The 18,015-nt window shown below is 71.8% G+C and carries 14 protein-coding genes; 4 read left to right on the forward strand and 10 right to left on the reverse strand.

Annotated elements, in window-relative coordinates; genetic code table 11:
• The first annotated feature begins 209 nt into the window (after positions 1-209).
• A complete protein-coding gene (locus ABD296_RS31730; protein WP_344275552.1) occupies positions 210-833 on the forward strand; it encodes a histidine phosphatase family protein in 624 nt (207 codons plus the stop codon).
• A gap of 116 nt (positions 834-949) precedes the next feature.
• Entirely contained in the window at positions 950-1,819 is an 870-nt protein-coding gene (locus ABD296_RS31735) for an LLM class F420-dependent oxidoreductase (protein ID WP_344275555.1), read from the forward strand.
• A 76-nt stretch (positions 1,820-1,895) separates the two neighbouring features.
• On the opposite strand, the gene ABD296_RS31740 is transcribed toward ABD296_RS31735, so the two are convergent.
• Entirely contained in the window at positions 1,896-2,336 is a 441-nt protein-coding gene (locus ABD296_RS31740) for a carboxymuconolactone decarboxylase family protein (protein WP_344275558.1), read from the reverse strand.
• Positions 2,337-2,464: 128 nt separating this feature from the next.
• Between ABD296_RS31740 and ABD296_RS31745 the strand changes: the two genes are divergently transcribed.
• Positions 2,465-3,307: an isocitrate lyase/PEP mutase family protein gene (locus ABD296_RS31745; RefSeq protein WP_344275561.1), complete on the forward strand. Its 843-nt coding sequence runs from the start codon at positions 2,465-2,467 to the stop codon at positions 3,305-3,307.
• Between the two features lie 25 nt (positions 3,308-3,332).
• On the opposite strand, the gene sigJ is transcribed toward ABD296_RS31745, so the two are convergent.
• From sigJ to ppdK, 8 genes are all read right to left on the reverse strand, one after another.
• Positions 3,333-4,205: an RNA polymerase sigma factor SigJ gene (sigJ, locus tag ABD296_RS31750; RefSeq protein WP_344275564.1), complete on the reverse strand. Its 873-nt coding sequence runs from the start codon at positions 4,203-4,205 to the stop codon at positions 3,333-3,335.
• A gap of 1 nt (position 4,206) precedes the next feature.
• Positions 4,207-4,659, reverse strand: a complete 453-nt coding sequence (locus ABD296_RS31755; protein ID WP_344275683.1) for a GtrA family protein — start codon at positions 4,657-4,659, stop codon at positions 4,207-4,209.
• Positions 4,660-4,810: 151 nt separating this feature from the next.
• The gene (locus ABD296_RS31760; RefSeq protein WP_344275567.1) at positions 4,811-6,010 is read right to left on the reverse strand and encodes an MFS transporter; all 1,200 of its coding nucleotides are present in this window, start codon (positions 6,008-6,010) and stop codon (positions 4,811-4,813) included.
• A gap of 71 nt (positions 6,011-6,081) precedes the next feature.
• Positions 6,082-7,311, reverse strand: coding sequence for an NAD(P)/FAD-dependent oxidoreductase (locus ABD296_RS31765; RefSeq protein ID WP_344275570.1), 1,230 nt, complete (start codon positions 7,309-7,311; stop codon positions 6,082-6,084).
• 114 nt (positions 7,312-7,425) lie between these two features.
• A complete protein-coding gene (locus tag ABD296_RS31770) occupies positions 7,426-8,721 on the reverse strand; it encodes a deoxyguanosinetriphosphate triphosphohydrolase (RefSeq protein WP_344275573.1) in 1,296 nt (431 codons plus the stop codon).
• A 56-nt stretch (positions 8,722-8,777) separates the two neighbouring features.
• A complete protein-coding gene (locus tag ABD296_RS31775; RefSeq protein WP_344275576.1) occupies positions 8,778-9,563 on the reverse strand; it encodes a YdcF family protein in 786 nt (261 codons plus the stop codon).
• Between the two features lie 13 nt (positions 9,564-9,576).
• Positions 9,577-10,812 carry an RNA-guided endonuclease InsQ/TnpB family protein gene (locus ABD296_RS31780; protein ID WP_344275579.1) on the reverse strand — a complete coding sequence of 412 codons (1,236 nt, stop codon included), beginning with the start codon at positions 10,810-10,812 and terminating at the stop codon, positions 9,577-9,579.
• Positions 10,813-11,064: 252 nt separating this feature from the next.
• Positions 11,065-13,761: a pyruvate, phosphate dikinase gene (ppdK, locus tag ABD296_RS31785; protein WP_344275582.1), complete on the reverse strand. Its 2,697-nt coding sequence runs from the start codon at positions 13,759-13,761 to the stop codon at positions 11,065-11,067.
• A 341-nt stretch (positions 13,762-14,102) separates the two neighbouring features.
• Here ppdK and ABD296_RS31790 point away from each other — a divergent pair, with 341 nt between their 5' ends.
• Entirely contained in the window at positions 14,103-15,989 is a 1,887-nt protein-coding gene (locus ABD296_RS31790) for a glycoside hydrolase family 15 protein (protein WP_344275585.1), read from the forward strand.
• Positions 15,990-16,041: 52 nt separating this feature from the next.
• On the opposite strand, the gene ABD296_RS31795 is transcribed toward ABD296_RS31790, so the two are convergent.
• Positions 16,042-17,799, reverse strand: a complete 1,758-nt coding sequence (locus ABD296_RS31795) for a bifunctional metallophosphatase/5'-nucleotidase (protein WP_344275588.1) — start codon at positions 17,797-17,799, stop codon at positions 16,042-16,044.
• Positions 17,800-18,015: the final 216 nt, after the last annotated feature.

The raw sequence follows: 18,015 nt of genomic DNA on the forward strand, positions 1-18,015 counted from the left end.
GGCGCCCTTGACTTTGGAGGGGCGGCCCCGTACGCCAGCGCCACCCCACCACACGAACACCCTTCCTACTAACAGCCCCCTACTATCAGATGAAAACCCCTCTCGCCCCTCGCCGAACCCATCCTCCTCCCACAGGCCCATGCCAACTCAAATTTCCATACGCCAGGCACCCCAAAATCAAAGACGGCCAAACCAGATATCATTCCCCGATGGACGATGCGCTTGAAGTCGTATGCCTTCGGCATGCCGAGGCCGAGAATGTCGTGGCCGGGGCGTCGGGGGCACTTCCCGGGGCGGCGCTGACCGAGCGCGGGCGCGTGCAGGCGAACGCGGTTGCGCATGCGCTGCCGGCGATCGATCACGTCTACGCCAGCACGGCCGAGCGGGCGTGGCGGACGGCGGAGACGATCGGGCGGGTCCGTGGGGTGGGGGTCACGAAGATGGAGGGGCTCGTCGAAATGGGGATCGGCGGCCTGGAAGGTGCGGTGGATCCGGTGACGCGGGCCAGGACCGCTGAGGTGCTGCGGTCCTGGGTGGTGGACGGGAAATTGGACGAGCGGGTGGCCGACGGAGAGACCGGGCACGCGGTGGTCGAGCGGGTGGTGAATGCGTTCCGAGCGATCGCGGCCGAGCACCGTCACAGCGCCAGCGCCAGCGTCGGAGCGGTCGCTGTGGTGGGGCATGTCGCGAGCCTTACCGTGGGGCTCAGTGTTCTGTGCGGGCTCGGCTCGACGGTGTGGGGCGCGCCGCTGCCGCACGCCGTTCCGTTCCGGGTGCTGGTGGACGGCCGGGGCTGGCGTTGCGCGGCTTGGCCGGGGCTCTGGCCGGTGTAGGCCGGTACGTGGACTGGGCCAGGACCGGACGGGTATGCAGCGGAGACCGGACTTGACCTGGAGCGCGGTCCAGGTCGCAGAGTTGACGCGAGACACGACGACACGAGGGATCACCCATGCGCATCGGACTCCAGGTTCCGAGTTTCACCTTCCCCGGCGGGCCGGACCAGATCGGCCCGACGTTCGCCCGGATCGCCCGGGAGGCCGACCAGGGCGGGCTCCATTCGCTGTGGGTGATGGACCACTTCTTCCAGATCAACATGGTGGGCCCGGCGGAGGAGCCGATGCTGGAGGGCTACTCCGCGCTGGCGTACGCGGCGGCGCTGACGGAGCGGATCACGCTGGGCACGCTGGTCACCGGCGTGACGTACCGGCATCCCGGCATCCTGGTGAAGACGGTGACGACGCTGGACGTCCTGTCGGGCGGCCGGGCGTGGCTGGGCATCGGCGCGGCGTGGAACGACGAGGAGTCGCGCGGCCTCGGCGTGCGGTTCCCGCCGACGGCGGAGCGGTTCGAGCGGCTGGAGGAGACGCTCCGGATCGCGCACCAGATGTGGAAGGGCGACGAGTCGGCGTTCGAGGGCGAGCACTACACGCTGGAACGCCCGCTGAACTCGCCGCCGGCGCTGCGCCGTCCGCATCCGCCGATCCTGATCGGCGGCACGGGCGAGAAGAAGACGCTGCGGTTCGTCGCGAAGTACGCCGACGCCTGCAACATCTTCGACAGCGACGAACTGCCCCGCAAGCTGGACGTGCTCCGCGAGCACTGCGAGCGGGAGGGCCGCGACTACGCCGAGATCGAGAAGACCTCGCTGACCTTCTTCGCCGACACGCCGTCGGTCGGCGCGGCCGTCGACGCGGTCGGGCGGCTGGCCGAGCAGGGCGTCGACCAGGTGATCTTCTCGCAGGGCACCGGGCAGGACCTGACGGGCATCCTCGCCGAGGCGCTGACGCAGACGGAGAAGGTCGTCCCGGCGGGCCGCTGAGCGGCGCCCGCCCCGCCCCGCGCCCCGCGCCACGGCCCGCGCCCTCCGGCCGGGTGAGGCGCGGGCCGGGACGGGGTCAGTTCCGCGCCGGCGGCCGTAGCTGCAGCGGGACGCCGAACAGGTTGAGCGCGTTGATCAGCGAGACCAGGGCGACGAGGTCGCCGACCTCGCGGTCGTCCGGGTAGTGCTTGCGCAGCGTCTCCCACACGTCGTCGGTGACCGGTTCACGGCGGGTGGCCGCCTCGGTGTAGGCGAGTGCGGCGCGTTCGGCGTCGGTGTAGAGCGGCGATTCCCGCCACACCGTCAGGTGGTGGACGCGTTCCTCCGGTTCGCCGAGCGCCCGGAAGTCCTGGGTGTGCCGATCGACGCAGAACGCGCAGCCGTTCAGCTGTGAGGCGCGGATCTTGATGAGCTCCTGGGTCGGCCGGGCCAGCGGCCCCCGGTGGATGAGCTTGGCGATGTCCATGAACCCCCGGTGGACCTCGGGGGTCGCCTCCTGCATGAGCAAGCGCGGCATGGTGCTTCTCCCTTCGTCACCAGGGAGACGACGCGGTGCCCCACCGTGTGACAGGCGGAATCGGCTCAATCGGATGGAGCCGTATTGGCTCTTTCGCTGGGCCGATACGCGGTCCTAGGTTCGGCCGCATGGCAGCGAACAACGACAAGGCCGGTCTCTTCCGCTCGTACCACGACGGGGTGCTCCTCCTGGCGAACGCCTGGGACGCGTGCAGCGCCGTGGTGATCGAGCGGGCCGGGGCGTCCGCGATCGCCACGTCCAGCGCGGCGGTGTCGTGGGCGCTCGGCAGGCCGGACGGCCAGCGCCTCGGCCGCGACGCGATGGCGGCGGCGGTCGGCCGGATCGCCGGTGCGGTGGACGTCCCGGTGACGGCGGACATCGAGGGCGGGTACGGCCCGGACCCCGAGGACGTGGCGGCCACCGTCGAGGCCGTCGTGGCGGCGGGCGCGGCGGGGATCAATCTGGAAGACTCCCCCGGTCCGGCGGGCGAGCCGCTGGTCGCGCCGTCCGCGCAGGCCGAGCGGATCGCCGCGGCCTGCGAGGCGGCGGCGCGCGCGGGCGCGCCCGATCTGGTGGTGAACGCGCGGACCGATGTCTTCTTCCACCAGGTCGGCGACCCGGCGGGCCGGCTGGACGAGGTGATCGCGCGGGCGGAGGTGTACGCGGAGGCGGGCGCGGCCTGCCTGTTCGTCCCCGGCCTGCTGGACCTGGGCCTGCTGGAGACGCTGACCGCCGCCGTCCCGGTGCCCGTGAACGCGGGCCTGTTCTTCGCGGGCGGTCCGACGGTCGCGCAGTTGGCGAAGGCGGGCGTACGGCGGATCAGCGTGGGGACGGCTCTGGCCGGCGCGGCCTACACCGCCGTCCAGCGCGCGGCGGAGGCGTTCCTCGCGGACGGGGACCTGGACGCGACCGCCGGGAGCCTGTCCCCGCTGGACCTCGACGCGGCGATGAACCGGGCGGCCAACCGCTAGCGAAGCCGGACCGCGCGATCGCCCGTCACCATTTCAGGGTCGCGCGGGCGGCGGCGAGCTTCTCCGGGTTGAGGACGCGGCGGATCGTGATCACCCGCCCGTCCCGGATCTCCAGCGTGTCGACGGCGGCGAGGCGGCCCGCCCGGTTGCGCACCAGCAACGCCGTCTCCCCGTTGACCTCGGCGGGGACGAGCGTGAACCGGTTGCGGACGGCGACCCGCAGCAGCACGGTGACGACCCGTCCCGCACCCGCGATGATCTTGCGGGCGGCGAACAGGTGGCCGCCGCCGTCGGTGGTGTAGGTGGCGTCCGGGTCGAGCAGCGCCAGCAGGGCCGCCTCGTCGCCGCGCTCGTAGGCGGCCCGGAACTCGCGCAGCACCCGTTCCCGCTCCCCCGCGCGGGCGGGGCGGGGCGGGGACGCCGCGGCGACCTTGCGGCGGGCGCGGGACGCGAGCTGCCGGCAGGCGGCGGGACTCTTGCCGAGCACCTCCGCGATCCGCTCGTAGGGCACGTCGAACGCCTGGTGCAGGACGAACGCGACCCGCTCGGGCGGCGACAGCTCCTCCAGGACGAGCAGCATCGCGGTGCCGGCGGTCTCGTCCACCAGCACGGGCTCGGCGGCGTCGGGGCCGGTCAGCAGCGGTTCGGGCAGCCAGGGCCCGACGTAGTCGACGCGGCGGGCGTGCGCGGATCCGAGCACGTCGTAGGCGCGCCGCGCGGCGACGGTGATCAGCCAGGCGCGCAGGTCGCGGACGTCGTCGAGGGGTTCGCGGGCGGAGGCGCGCAGCCACACGTCCTGGGCGATGTCCTCGGCGTCGGCGACGCTGCCGGTGATCCGGTAGGCGGCTCCGAACACCGCCGGGCGGTGCGCGGCCCATTCGTCGTCGAGCCGGCCCAATTCAGGCGGCCGCCGGGGTGAAGACCCACTTCTTGTACGACCAGTAGCGGAACGCCGAGCTGAGCACGACGCCCGCGAGGAGGCCGAGGTTGTACGCGACACCACCGTGCAGGCCGAGGGTGTAGTACGTGAACCCGGTGCACAGGATCTGGATGGCGAGCCCGACGCCGTTCAGCGCGAAGAAGATCGCGAACTCGCGGCCGGAGCCGTCGCTGTCGCGGTGCCGGAACGTCCAGTAGCGGTTGAGCAGGTAGGAGCTCAGCGTGGACACGACGGTCGGCACGGCGACGCTGGTCACCGGGCTGCCGCCGAGCCGGGCGCGCATGAGGTTCGCGCCGAAGATCATGATGAGGGTGCCGACGAAACCGACGAGGCCGAAGCTGAGCAGTTCGCGGAAGAACGCCCGGTAGGCCGGTGCGGACGAGACCGTTCCCGCCGGTCTCGACCGCTGCATGGTACTCACTCGCCCAGACCTTACCTGAACGGTACATATAACGACGTCACAACCCCGCTGAAACGGATCACACGCCCCACCCTTCACGGACCGCCCGTCCCCGGCCGGGGCCGTGCCCGCCGCCGTCCCCGGCCGGGGCCGAGCCCGCCGGTCAGCGTTCGGCGGTGCCCGCCGCCGGGGCCAGCAGGACGATCAGCGCGGCGAGCCCGGCCGGGACGGCCAGCGCCCACGCCAGTCCCACGCCCTGGGCGACGAATCCGATGACGGGCGGGCCGCCGAGCAGGCCGAGGTAGCCGACGCCGGTCACCCGGGAGATCCCGGCGGCGGGCGGCACGCCCGGGACGTTGCCGGCGGCGCTGAACGTGACGGGCGCCACCACCGCGATGCCGATCCCGAAGACCGTGAAGCCGGACACGGCGGCCACCGGGTCCGCCGCCGCGAGCCCGAGGGCGAGACCGAGCGCCGCCACCAGCGATCCGATCCGCAGCACGGCGACGGGCCCGAAGCGGGCGACGACCCGGTCTCCGGCGAGCCGGCCCGCGGTCATCGCGACCGCGCATCCGGCGTAGCCGAGCCCGGCCGCGCCGGCCCCGGTGCCGAGGCTCTCCCGCAGGTAGATGGCGCTCCAGTCGGCCATGGCGCCCTCGCCCACGAACGAGCACAGCCCGATGACGCCCAGCATGATCAGCGGCCACCGGGCGGCCCGGACGGCTGTAGGCCGCCGCCGCGCGGACGACGCGTCCGCGTCCTCCGAGACATCCCCCGGAACGTCGATGGAACGGTCCAGCAGGTCGCGGCAGCCGACCGCCAGCAGCAGCACCAGCACCACCGCCGCGAGCGTCAGGTGCACCGCCACGGGGACGCCCGCGTGCGCCGCCGCCGACCCGACCAGCGCCGACAGCAGCGTCCCGATGCTGTAGTAGCCGTGCAGGCCGGACATCAGCGGGCGCCCGTACCCGCGTTCGACGGCGACGCCCTGGGCGTTCATCGCCACGTCCATCAGGCCGAGCGACCCGCCCATCAGCACCAGCGAGCAGATCAGCGACGCGAGGTTCCACGACAGCCCCAGCGGGACGAGCGCCAGCGCGCCCGCGGTCCCGGCGGCGATCGTCGTGGCGCGGCTGCCCCAGCGGTGCACGCTCCACCCGGCGAACCGGACGGCGGCGACGACGCCGATGGGCGCGCCGAGCAGCGCCACGCCCATCGTCCCGGCGCTCAGCCCGAGGTGCTCCTTGATCTGCGGGATGCGCGCCACCCACGCCGCGCCGAGCAGGCCGTGCGCCACGAACGCCACCGTCACCGCGAGGCGGGCGCGCGTCCGCGCCGGCGCCGCGATCTCCTCCGTCACCACCCGGCCGACTGTACGTGCCTTACACCCCGGCCCGGTACGGCCGGGCGGTGAGAAAGATCAAGAGGCCCGGATCAGGCCGCGAGGCCGGCCAGCGGCACCCCGGGGTCGGCGAGCCGCCCGGCGTCGACCGGGCGTCCGGAGCGGATCAGCGCCTGGATGTCCCCGGTCACGTCCCAGACGTTGACGTTCATCCCGCCGACGACCCGGCCCTCGTTCAGCCAGAACGCGATGAACTCGCGGGAGGCGACGTCGCCCCGGTACACGACCTGGTCGTACTCCCCCGGCGCGGCGACGCCCGACATCTCCATCCCGAGGTCGTACTGGTCGCTGAAGAAGTACGGGACGCGGTCGTACACGACGTCCCGGCCGAGCATGGCGCGCGCGGCGGCGGGCCCGCCGTTCAGCGCGTTCGCCCAGTGCTCGACGCGGATCCGGCGGCCGAGCAGCGGGTTGTAGGCGTTGGCGACGTCGCCGGCGGCGTAGATGTCGGGGTCGGAGGTGCACAGCGACTGGTCGACGAGGATCCCGTCGGAGACCTCCAGCCCGGCCCGCTCGGCGAGCCGCGCGTTCGGCCGGACGCCGATGCCGACGACGACCACGTCCGCGGGCACCTCGGCGCCGCCGGAGGTGACCACGGCCGACACCTGCCCGGCGCCCCAGAACCCGGCGACGCCCTGGTCGAGGCGCACGTCCACGCCGTGCTCGTGGTGCAGGTCGGCGAAGACGCGGCCGAGCTCGGGGCCGAGCGCGGCGTGCAGCGGCGCCGGTTCCGGCTCGATGAGCGTGACGTCGTTGCCGTACGCGCGGGCGGCGGCGGCCGCCTCCAGCCCGATCCAGCCGGCCCCGGCGACGACGACGCGCCGGCCGCCGTGCGCGAACGCCTGCTTCAGCTCCGCCGAGTCGCCCATGGTGCGCAGGTAGTGGATGCCCTGGAGCTTGGAGCCGGGGACCTCCAGGCGGCGGGGGGACGCACCGGTCGCCAGCAGCAGTTTCGTGTAGCCGATCGGCTCCTTGGTCGACAGCCGCACCTCGTGGGCCGCCCGGTCGACCGAGACGACCGAGACGCCGACGCGCAGCTCGACGTCGTGCTTGTCGTACCAGTCGGCCTCGTGCACGTGCGCCTTGTCGCGCGGCTCCTTGTCCAGCAGGAAACCCTTGGACAGCGGCGGCCGCTCGTACGGCCGCTCGATCTCCTCGCCGATCAGCAGCACGCGGCCCGCGAAGCCCTCCTCGCGGAGCGTCTCCGCCGCCTTGGCTCCGGCAAGGCCGGCACCGACGATGACGAACGTCTCCTCGGGCATGGCGACCTCCTGTAATTGACTTGTAGCTATCCCTACAGCGGCCTCAGTAACGAGACAAGGGCCATCGTTCGGCGCGTCGGGGCGGAATGCACGCGCCGGCGGGCGCGGGCGGGGCTACTGCGGGCGGCCGCCGAGGAGGCGGTGGCGGGCGATCGCCGACAGGTCGGTGAGGGAGGCGATCTGGTCGACGACGGCGCGCAGCCGGGCCGCGTCGTCGCCCGCGTCCACGAACGCCTCGCGGAAGCCCGGGTCGAGGGAGCCGGGCGCGCCGGCGAGCATCATCTCGGCCAGCTCGGTGATCAGGGTGCGCTGGCGGGCCCTGACCTCCTCGTGGCTGATCCACACGTAGTGCGCGGTGATGCCCTTGAGGAGGGCGTTCTCCAGCCGCTGCGGGCGCGGGACGATCAGCTCCGCGGCGTAGCGGGTGAGCGGCCGGTCGCCGTGGGCGTCCCGGGTGGCGGCCTCGGCGGCCAGGCAGAACCGGCCGATCAGCGTGCTGGTGAGGTTCTTCAGCGCGGCGAGGCTGCGCGGCGTGCCGTCGTAGCGGTCCGGCCAGCAGGGCTCGGCGAGCAGCGCGGCGAACCGCTCCTCCAGCTCGTTCAGGTCGGCGCCCGGGCAGTACAGCTTGGCGGCGGTGACGGCGACGAGGCGGCGCTCGGACGGGTCGGCGAGCCGCGCGAAGTCGACGTGCCCGGCGACGAGGGCGTCCTCGAGGTCGTGGACGGAGTAGGCGACGTCGTCGCTCCAGTCCATGACCTGGGCCTCGAAGCAGGTCCGGCCGGACGGCGCGCCGTCCCGCACCCAGCGGGCGACGTCCACGTCGTCGGAGTAGACGCCGAACTTCCCGTTGACGGCGTCCTGCTGCGTCCACGGGTACTTCATCGCGGCGTCGAGGGCGGCGCGGGTCAGGTTGAGGCCGACGCTGCGGCCGTGCAGGGGCGGGCCGTCCGGGGCGAACGACTTGGGCTCCAGCCGGGTCAGCACGCGCAGGCTCTGCGCGTTGCCCTCGAAGCCGCCGCAGTCGCGGGCGACGATGTCGAGCGCGGACTCGCCGTTGTGCCCGAACGGCGGGTGCCCGATGTCGTGCGACAGGCAGGCCGTCTCGACCAGGTCGGGGTCGCAGCCGAGGGACTTGCCGAGCTCCCGGCCGACCTGCGCGCATTCCAGCGAGTGGGTGAGCCGGGTGCGCAGGCTCTGCACGGTGTCGGCGGCGGCGTCCGCGCCCGGCGAGGCGACCTGGGTCTTGGCGGCGAGCCGGCGCAACGCGGCGCTGTGCAGCACGCGGGCCCGGTCGCGTTCGAACGCCGTGCGGTCACGGCGCTTGGCGGGCTCGGGCGCCCAGCGCAGCCGGTCGGTCGGCGAATATGCGGACGCTCCCGAGCGTCCGGTCCGTGATGGGTTCTGGGTCATGTCCTTCCAGAGTAAGCGGGCAAAGGGAGAGCAAGCAGGCGGAACGCGCGGGGACTTCAGCGCGTGGGCGTGCCGCTCGGCGACACGGTCGCCGACGGGTCGCCGTGGATGGTCTTGATGGTCTCGCTGGGCGTCTTCACGCTCTTGCCCAGCAGCACGTACGACAGGTACGCGCCGGTCTCCCGCACGATGTAGTGGAACTGGGTGTCGCGGGTCTGCACGCTGGGGCCGCTGCGGGTCGGCGACGCGGCCGCGGTGATCCCGCTGTCCTCCGCCATCCGCTTGGACCGCAGCCCGTGCCACGGGTCGGTGACGATCACACCGGACGTCCAGTGCCGCGCCTTGTAGGCCTTGCCGACCGCCTTCATGCTCTGCAGCGTGTCCCGGCCGACCGGCACCGCGACGACCCTGGACGCGGGCACGCCGCCCTTCTCGATCAGCCAGCGGCGTCCGGACTCGGCCTCGGTGTAGGCGTCGCCGGGCGCCTTGCCGCCGACGGTGACGATCGCGGGCGCGACCTTGTCGCGGTAGAGGTCCAGGGCGTGCTGGAGGCGCCACCGCAGCGTGGGGGACGGCACCCCGTTGTACTGCGCGGCACCGAGCACGATGATCGCGTCCGAGCGGGGCCGCTCGTCCTGCCGGGCCTGGTGCCAGACCCGCGCGCCGACGGCCAGCGGGGTCAGCACCACGACGGCGACCAGCCCGCACAGGACGGTCACCGGGATCGTGAACCAGAGCGGCCTCGGGCGCCGTCCGCGCCTCTTGCGGCCGCGCGGGCGCTCCTCGGTCTCCTCCGGCTCGTCCGGGTCGTGGTCCGGCAACTCCACTTCCAACGTCGTCATCGCTTGGGACACGTTATTGACTTCCTCTCCTCCTTGGGAGGGATTCCCACGGCTCGCGCCGTGGGTGTTTCTGCTTCGCGGCCGATTGCGGAAGGGAGGTCCCTTGCCGTCTGACATCAGCTCCGCAGACATCGCCGGGGGTGTCCCCGACTACGGCTCGACCAGCCGCAAGGATGTTCTTGGCCGCGTTGACGTCCCGGTCGTGCCGGGTGCGGCAGCCCGGACACGTCCAGCGCCGGGTGGACAGGCTCAACTCGGCCAGCAGATGCCCGCAGGCAGAGCAGGTCTTGGACGAGGGATACCACCGGTCGACCACCACCAGGGTGCGCCCGGCGCGTTCGCACTTGTACTCCAGTTGCCGCCGGAACTCGCCCCATCCGCAGTCGGAGATGGCCCGGGCGAGCCGGCGGTTGCGCACCATCCCGGAGATGTTCAGGTCTTCGATGACGATGGTGTCGGCCCGGCGGACGAGGCCGGTGGTGGTGCGGTGCAGGAAGTCGGCGCGGGCGTTGCGGACCTTGCGGTGAGCGCGGGCGACTTTGGCCTTGGCCTTGCGGCGGTTGTTGGACCCCGGTTGGCAGCGGGCCATGCGCCGCTGGTAATGGGCGAGGTTGCGCTGCTTCTTCTCCATATGCCTCGGGTTGGCGATGCGGTCCCCGTCGGACGTCACCGCGAAGTCCTTGACACCCAGATCGACACCGATCTGGTGCCTGGCCGCCTCCATGGGCTCAGGAGTGTCGGCGTCGATGGCGAAGGTGACGTACCAGCGGTCGTCGCAGTCCCGCGAGATCACCACCATCGTCGGATTCAGCGTCGCCAAGTCCACGCCGTCGAAGGACCAGACGAACGCCAGGGGCGCGGTGGTCTTGGCCAACCAGAGCTCATCATTCTTGATGCGGAACGCCGAGCGGGTGTAATGCGCGGACTGGCGGGAATTGCGGTTCTTGAAGCGCGGGTAGCGGGCCCGTCCGGCGAAGAAGCCGGCGAACGCGGCGTGCTGATGCCGCAGCGCCTGCTGCAGTGGCACCGAGGACACCTCGTTCAGAAATGCAAGGTCCTCGGTCTTCTTCCACGCCGTCAGCGCGGCATCGGTCTCCTTGTAGGAAGTACGCCTGCCGTCGGCGTGCCAGGCACGATGCCGCTCGGCGAGCGCCTTATTCCACACTAGACGCACGCACCCGAACGTACGGCCGAAGATGGCCGCCTGTTCGGGGTCGGGGTAGGCCCGGCACTTGTACGCCGTCCGCATGGCCTGGACGTTACAGTGAACAGCGGTTGCTGTGAAACTTGTGCCACGCGTAGCCGAGTTCAATTTCCAGGCCATTCTGCGCCAAGTTACTCATGACGGACACTCACATGCCTCCCCCCGACCTGAAAACCTCAGGCGAACAATGAGATGGACCACGGGCACGTGAAGTTCGCAGCTGCGGCGTGTTGCGCGCCCCACATTTCCCGGTTCCGAGCGGCCGGCCCTCGCGGGGGACGGCCGCCCGGAGCGGGATCAGCGGCTGTCGCTGCCTCCCGCGGCGGCCGCCTCGATCGCGGCGCGGCCCGCCTCCAGCCGCGCCACCGGTACCCGGAACGGCGAGCAGGACACGTAGTCGAGGCCGACCTCGTGGCAGAAGTGCACCGAGTCGGGGTCGCCGCCGTGCTCGCCGCAGATGCCGAGCTTGATGCCCGGGCGCGCCTTGCGGCCCTCCTCGGCGGCGATCCGGACGAGCCGCCCGACGCCCTCGCGGTCGAGGGTCTCGAACGGCGACACCCCGAAGATCCCGAGCTCCAGGTAGCGGGAGAAGAACGCCGCCTCGACGTCGTCGCGGGAGAAGCCCCACGTCGTCTGGGTGAGGTCGTTGGTGCCGAAGGAGAAGAACTCGGCGGCCTCGGCGATCTGCCCGGCGGTCAGCGCCGCCCGCGGCAGCTCGATCATGGTGCCGACCAGCGCCGGGACGTCCACGCCGGTGGACTCCCGCACCTCGTCCAGGATGCCGCGCGCCTCGTCGCGGACGGCCTCCAGTTCCTGCACCGCGCCGACGAGCGGGATCATGATCTCCGGGCGCGGGTCGCCGCCGGCCGCCTTGCGGGCCGCGGCGGCCTCGGCGATCGCGCGCACCTGCATGCCGAACAGCCCCGGAATCACCAAACCCAGCCGCACGCCGCGCAGCCCCAACATAGGGTTCTGCTCGTGCAGTCGGGTGACTGCTTCGAGCAGTCTCCGGTCCTTGGGGTCCGCGCCGTCGCCGGCGAGGGCCACCCTGACCGACAGCTCGGTGAGGTCGGGGAGGAACTCGTGCAGCGGCGGGTCGATGAGCCGGATGGTGACCGGCAGCCCGTCCATCGCCTCGAAGATGCCCTCGAAGTCCTGCTTCTGCAGCGGCTCCAGGGCGTCCAGCGCGGCCTGCCGCTCCTCGCCGCCGTCGGCGAGGATGAGCTCCTCGACCAGCTGCCGCCGGTCGCCGAGGAACATGTGCTCGGTGCGGCACAGGCCGATGCCCTTCGCGCCGAACCGGCGCGCCCGCGCGGCGTCCCCGGCGTTGTCGGCGTTGGCGCGGACCGCCATCGCCGCCCGCGCGTCGGCGTGCTCCATGACGCGGTTCACCGCGGCGACGAGCTCGCCGCCGTCCTCGGCGGACAGCTCGCCCTCGAAGTACCGGACGACCGGGGAGTCCTCGACCGGGACCTCGCCGAGGTAGACGTCGCCGGACGAGCCGTCGATCGAGATGACGTCGCCCTCGTTCACGGTGACGCCGCCGGGCGCGGTGAACGTCCCGGCCTTGACGTCGACGTCCAGCTCCTCGGCGCCGCACACGCAGGTCTTGCCCATGCCGCGGGCGACGACGGCGGCGTGCGAGGTCTTGCCGCCGCGGGAGGTGAGCACGCCCTTGGCGGCGACCATGCCGGACAGGTCGTCGGGGTTGGTCTCGCGGCGGACGAGGATCACGTCCTCGCCCTGGTCGGCCAGCTCGACGGCGCGCTCGGAGGTGAACACGACCTTGCCGACGGCGGCGCCGGGCGAGGCGTTCATCCCCTTGGTCAGCTTCCGGACGCCCTCGACCTTGCTCGCGAACCGGGGGAACATCAGCTGCGCGAGCTGGTCGCCGGTGACGCGGCGGGCCGCCTCGTCCACGTCGATGAGCCCCTGGTCGTGCAGCTGGCAGGCGATGCGGAACGCCGCGGCGGCGGTCCGCTTGCCGACCCGGGTCTGCAGCATCCACAGCTTCCCGCGCTCGATCGTGAACTCGATGTCGCACATGTCGCGGTAGTGGTTCTCGAGCGTCTCCATGATCTCGAGAAGCCGGTCGTAGGACGCCTTGTCGATCCGCTCCAGGTCCTTCAGCGGAACCGTGTTGCGGATGCCGGCGACGACGTCCTCGCCCTGCGCGTTCTGCAGGTAGTCGCCGTAGATGCCCTGCTGCCCGGACGCGGGGTCGCGGGTGAAGGCGACGCCCGTCCCCGAGTCCATCCCCATGTTGCCGAAGACCATCGAGCAGATGTTGACGGCGGTGCCGAGGTCGACGGGGATGCGCTCCTGGCGGCGGTAGAGGATCGCCCGGTCCGCGTTCCAGGACTCGAACACCGCCTCGGTGGCCAGGTCCATCTGCTCGCGCGGGTCGGTCGGGAACTCCCGGCCGGCCTGCTCGCGGACGATCGTCTTGAACCGCTCCACCAGCTCCTTGAAGTCGTCGGCGGTGAGGTCGGCGTCGTCCTCGGTGCCGCGGGCCCGCTTGACGTCCTCGATCGCGTCCTCGAAGAGGTCGCCGTCGACGTCCAGCACCGTCTTGCCGAACATCTGGATCAGCCGGCGGTAGGAGTCCCACGCGAACCGCTCGTCGCCCGCCTGTGCGGCCAGTCCGTGCACCGACTCGTCGTTGAGGCCGACGTTCAGGACGGTCTCCATCATCCCGGGCATGCTGAACTTGGCGCCCGAGCGCACGCTGACCAGCAGCGGGTCGTCGGGCCGGCCGAGCTTCTTGCCCATCGCCTTCTCCAGCGCGTCGAGGTGGGCGTTCACCTCCTCCGCCAGCCCGTCGGGCAGGGTCCCGTGCTCAAGGTAATGCCGGCAGGCCTCCGCGGTGATCGTGAACCCGGGAGGCACGGGCAGGCCGAGGTTGGTCATCTCGGCCAGGTTGGCGCCCTTGCCGCCCAGCAGATCCTTGAGGTCCTTGTTTCCCTCGGTGAAGTCGTACACGAACTTCGGCACGGGGAGCTCCTTCTCGCTCCGGTTCCACCCAGTGACAGTGCCGGACCCCCGCGCCGGGGAGCGCGCACCGTCGCGTCCTCCCAGGCGGCGGCGGGTCCGCTGCCCTGTTTGCCGGGACTGTACCCGCGCCTGACCCGGTCTCCCGGCACCCCATGCGCGGAGCATCGTTTCCGCAGCTCAGAGGCCCTTTAATGGTCTATTCCAAGTGGTCTGAACCACTACCGTGAACGCAACGACGCCCATGAGGCCGCACACCGCGCACCCGGCGCCGGGGAAACACCTCGCGCTCCTGGCGCACCCATTGCTCTGGAGAGGGAATGATGGATCAAGGAGGTGAGGCTGTGAGGCCGAAGGTCGCCGGCGGCCGGGCGGGAGACCCGTTCGCCCCGATCGCCGATTTCGGGTTCCTGTCCGACTGCGAGACGACCGCGCTCGTCGCGCCCAGCGGGAACATCGAGTGGATGTGCCTGCCGAAGATGGACTCGCCCAGCGTGTTCGGGTCCATCCTGGACCGGGACGCCGGATACTTCCGGGTCGGCCCCGCGGGCGTGGAGGTGCCCGCCGCGCAGCGCTACATCCCCGGCACCATGGTGATGGAGACGACCTGGTGGGTGCACGGGGGCTGGCTGGTGGTCACCGACGCCCTGCTCATGGGGCCGTGGCACCACGAGACGGAACGGTCCCACACGCACCGCCGCGCCCCCACCGACTACGACGCCGACCACGTCCTGCTGCGGATGGTCCGCTGCGTGAACGGCCAGGTCCAGGTCCGGCTCGACTGCATGCCGGTGTTCGACTACGGGCAGACCCCGGCCCGCTGGGAGCACACCGGCGCCGGGTACCACGAGGCCGTCGCGCGCGGCAACGGCGTCGGGCTCCGGCTCACCACCGACATGAACGTCGGGTTCGAGGGGTCGCTCGCCACGTCCCGGACGCTGCTGAAGCAGGGCGAGTCCCGGTTCGTCGCACTTTCGTGGAGCGAGCACGCGGCGCCCTCCTCGTGGGAGGACGCGCAGGAGCGGCTCGTCTGGACCGTCCACCACTGGCAGCACTGGCTGGACCGGGGCCGCTTCCCCGACCACCCGTGGCGCAGCCACCTGCAGCGCAGCGCGCTCACCCTGAAGGGGCTGACGTTCGCGCCGTCGGGCGCGGTCGCGGCCGCGGCGACGACGTCGCTGCCGGAGACGCCGGGCGGCGACCGGAACTGGGACTACCGCTACACCTGGATCCGCGACTCCACCATGGCGCTGTGGGCCTTCTACACCCTCGGCTACGACTGGGAGGCCAACGACTTCTTCTACTTCATCACCGACGTCGCCGAGGCCGCCGAGGGCAAGCTGCAGATCATGTACGGGCTGGACGGCCGGGAGGAGCTGCCCGAGTCCACGCTCGAGCACCTCACCGGCTACGACAACGCCCGCCCGGTGCGCATCGGCAACGAGGCGTACATGCAGGCCCAGCACGACGTGTGGGGCGCGATCATCGGGTCGATCTACCTGTTCGTGCGCAAGCGCGACCGGCTCGACGACCGGCTCTGGAAGATCGTCGTCAAGCAGGTGGAGGACGCGCTCGCCAACTGGCGCACCCCCGACTGCGGCATGTGGGAGGTGCGCGGCGAACCGCAGCACTTCACCTCCTCGAAGGTGTTCTGCTGGGTCGCGGCGGACCGCGGCGCGCGGCTGGCCCGCGTCCGCGGCGACCAGGAGCGGGCGCGACGCTGGCAGGCCGCCGCCGACGAGATCCACGCGGACGTGCTGGCGAACGCCCTGGACGACCGGGGCGTGTTCACCGCGCACTACGGTGCGGACGCGCTGGACGCGTCGGCGCTGCTGATCCCGCTGCTGGGGTTCCTGCCGGCCGACGACAAGCGCGTCCGGGAGACGGTCCTCGCCATCGCGGACGAGCTGTCGGAGGACGACCTGGTGCTGCGGTACCGGGCGACCGAGACCGACGACGGGTTCGAGTCGGAGGAGGGCACCTTCACCATCTGCTCCTTCTGGCTGGTCAGCACGCTGGTGATGATCGGCGAGCTGGACCGGGCGCGGGCGCTGTGCGAGAAGCTGCTGTCCTACGCCAGCCCGCTGCAGCTGTACGCCGAGGAGATCGACCCGCACACCGGGCGGCACCTCGGCAACTTCCCGCAGGCGTTCACCCACCTCGCGCTGATCAACGCGGTGATGCAGGTGATCAACGCGGAGGGCGAGCAGCAGCAGCCGCCGCTGGCCTGAGCCGGCGGGCGCCGTGGCCGGGAGTCCGCCGGCCACGGCGCCTCTCATCGGGTCAGCCCTCGGCCGGGGTGACGCGGTCGAGCGGCGCCGGCGCGATCGTCGGGTGCGCCTTCAGGTAGGAGACGAACGCCTCGTGGTCGGGCGGGTCGTTGCGGTGCGCGCCGGTGAACCCGGTGAACGCGGTGTAGCCGTCCGCGCCGATCAGCGTGTAGGCGAGCGCCGCGAGCCGGTACGTGCGGGACGTGTCGAGCGGCTTCCCGCCGATCAGCACGTCCTTCGGGTCGACGCGGTCGCCGACCGGCCGGGACGCGTCGTAGCTGTAGCGGACGTTCTTCGACACGGCGAACGGCGCGAACTTCGCCCCCTGCCACTGCTGTTCGAGCGCCTGGTGGATCTGCTCGCCGGTCACGGTGACGGTGAGGATCGGGTTGCCGTACCCGTAGGCGTTCCACGCCTCGCCGAAGGTCACGCGCCCGTCCGCGTCGCCGGCGCCGGTCCCCTTCGCGTACGGCAGGTCGCGCGCGACGGCGTTGGAGCCGGTGACGGGCTTGGTGGCGACGAGCGCGAGGTCGGCGCGGCCCTCGCGTGACGTCCCGGCCGTCCAGTACTGGACGTCGGCGGCGAAGTCGCCCATCGTGCTCTCGCCGTTGCCGTTCTGCGTCCGGGTGAAGTCGCCGGTCTGCCTCGCCAGCGGCTGCGCGGCCCGCTCGTTGCCGCGCGCCGTCCAGTAGTCGGCGATCTTCTGCACCGCCGGGTCGGGCGCGATGTCGCGGGTCACCGGGTGGTTGACGGCCTTCGTCTCGCCGCGGACCACCTCTCCGCGGGCGTCCAGCCGCAGGTCGATCTCGCTGATCAGCCGCCCGTGGTTGAGCCCCTCGATGACCGGGCGCGGGTTCCCGGCCGGGTCGGCGATCGTGCAGTTGAACCCGGCGTGCCAGTGCCCGGTGAAGATCGCGTCGATGTCGGGGGACGCCTGCTTCGCGAAGTCGATGACCGGGCCCCAGGGGGCGTTGCAGCCGTTGAAGCCCGCGCCGTCCGCGGACCCGCCGTCGTGGACGTTCGCCACGATCGCCTTCACGCCGCGCCGCTTCAGCTCCTTGGCGTACTTGTTCGCCGTCTCCAGCAGCGGCAGGGAGCGCAGGTCCGGCTGGTAGGAGGTGGAGCCGGCCGGGGTGTCCGGGACGGTCAGGTCGATGAACCCGACCGGGATCCTCCGGCCTCCGTCCCCGCGCACCCACTCGATGTTGTACGGCTTCAGGATCGGCTTGCCGGTCTTCGCGCCGACGATGTTGCCGGTGTAGAAGGGGAAGCCGGCGCCCTGGAATCGCTTGCCGGTGGAGTCGGTGAAGCAGCTGTCGACGTCCACCTTGCCGAAGCAGCGGCCCTTCATCATGTGGTCCTTGAGGAACCCGGCCGAGACGTCCAGCTCGTGGTTGCCCACCGCGGAGAACTGCACGCCGAGCTTGTTGAGCACCTCGATCGTCGGCTCGTCCCGGAAGGCGTCCACCTCGAACGGCCAGCCGCTGAAGTTGTCGCCGACCGAGAACAGGATCGAGTTCTTCTTCCCCGCGCGCAGCCGCTCCAGGTGCGCGGCGTTGTAGGCGGCGCCGCCCACCTTGAGGACGGTGCCGTCGGGCAGCTTGACCTGGCCGTTCGCGGCGTCGTCGTAGGGCTGCAGGTAGCCGTGCAGGTCGGTGATGGACAGCAGCTGCACGTCGACCGGGCCGGGCTGCCCGGCGTGCGCGGCCGGGACCGTACCGGCCGTGAGGGCGGCCAGGGCGGCCGCGCCCCTGGCCAGCCGTCGGGACATTCGGGACACGAGGCACCTTCCGCAGCGATCGGACTGATCGGCAGAAGATCACCAGCACCGGATGTCCGCCGGGCGAGAAGAAGATCATCACCGGGTGAACGGCCCGCACCGATTTCCTTGATCACAACTCGGCGACGACCGCCCGAAACGCGCGATTTGTGACCTTGATCCCGTACCTTCCCGCTGTGACGACACCACCGGACGCTGACGACGTCC

The sequence above is a fragment of the Actinomadura napierensis genome, from assembly GCF_039529375.1.
Lineage (GTDB): Bacteria > Actinomycetota > Actinomycetes > Streptosporangiales > Streptosporangiaceae > Spirillospora > Spirillospora napierensis.

Excerpts from the sequence above, each read along its gene's own strand:
- ABD296_RS31730 (WP_344275552.1), top strand. The coding sequence starts at position 210 with ATGGACGATGCGCTTGAAGTCGTATGCCTTCGGCATGCCGAGGCCGAG.
- ABD296_RS31735 (WP_344275555.1), top strand. The coding sequence starts at position 950 with ATGCGCATCGGACTCCAGGTTCCGAGTTTCACCTTCCCCGGCGGGCCG.
- ABD296_RS31740 (WP_344275558.1), bottom strand. The coding sequence starts at position 2,336 with ATGCCGCGCTTGCTCATGCAGGAGGCGACCCCCGAGGTCCACCGGGGG.
- ABD296_RS31745 (WP_344275561.1), top strand. The coding sequence starts at position 2,465 with ATGGCAGCGAACAACGACAAGGCCGGTCTCTTCCGCTCGTACCACGAC.
- ABD296_RS31755 (WP_344275683.1), bottom strand. The coding sequence starts at position 4,659 with ATGCAGCGGTCGAGACCGGCGGGAACGGTCTCGTCCGCACCGGCCTAC.
- ABD296_RS31765 (WP_344275570.1), bottom strand. The coding sequence starts at position 7,311 with ATGCCCGAGGAGACGTTCGTCATCGTCGGTGCCGGCCTTGCCGGAGCC.
- ABD296_RS31770 (WP_344275573.1), bottom strand. The coding sequence starts at position 8,721 with ATGACCCAGAACCCATCACGGACCGGACGCTCGGGAGCGTCCGCATAT.
- ABD296_RS31775 (WP_344275576.1), bottom strand. The coding sequence starts at position 9,563 with ATGACGACGTTGGAAGTGGAGTTGCCGGACCACGACCCGGACGAGCCG.
- ABD296_RS31780 (WP_344275579.1), bottom strand. The coding sequence starts at position 10,812 with ATGCGGACGGCGTACAAGTGCCGGGCCTACCCCGACCCCGAACAGGCG.
- ABD296_RS31795 (WP_344275588.1), bottom strand. The coding sequence starts at position 17,799 with ATGTCCCGACGGCTGGCCAGGGGCGCGGCCGCCCTGGCCGCCCTCACG.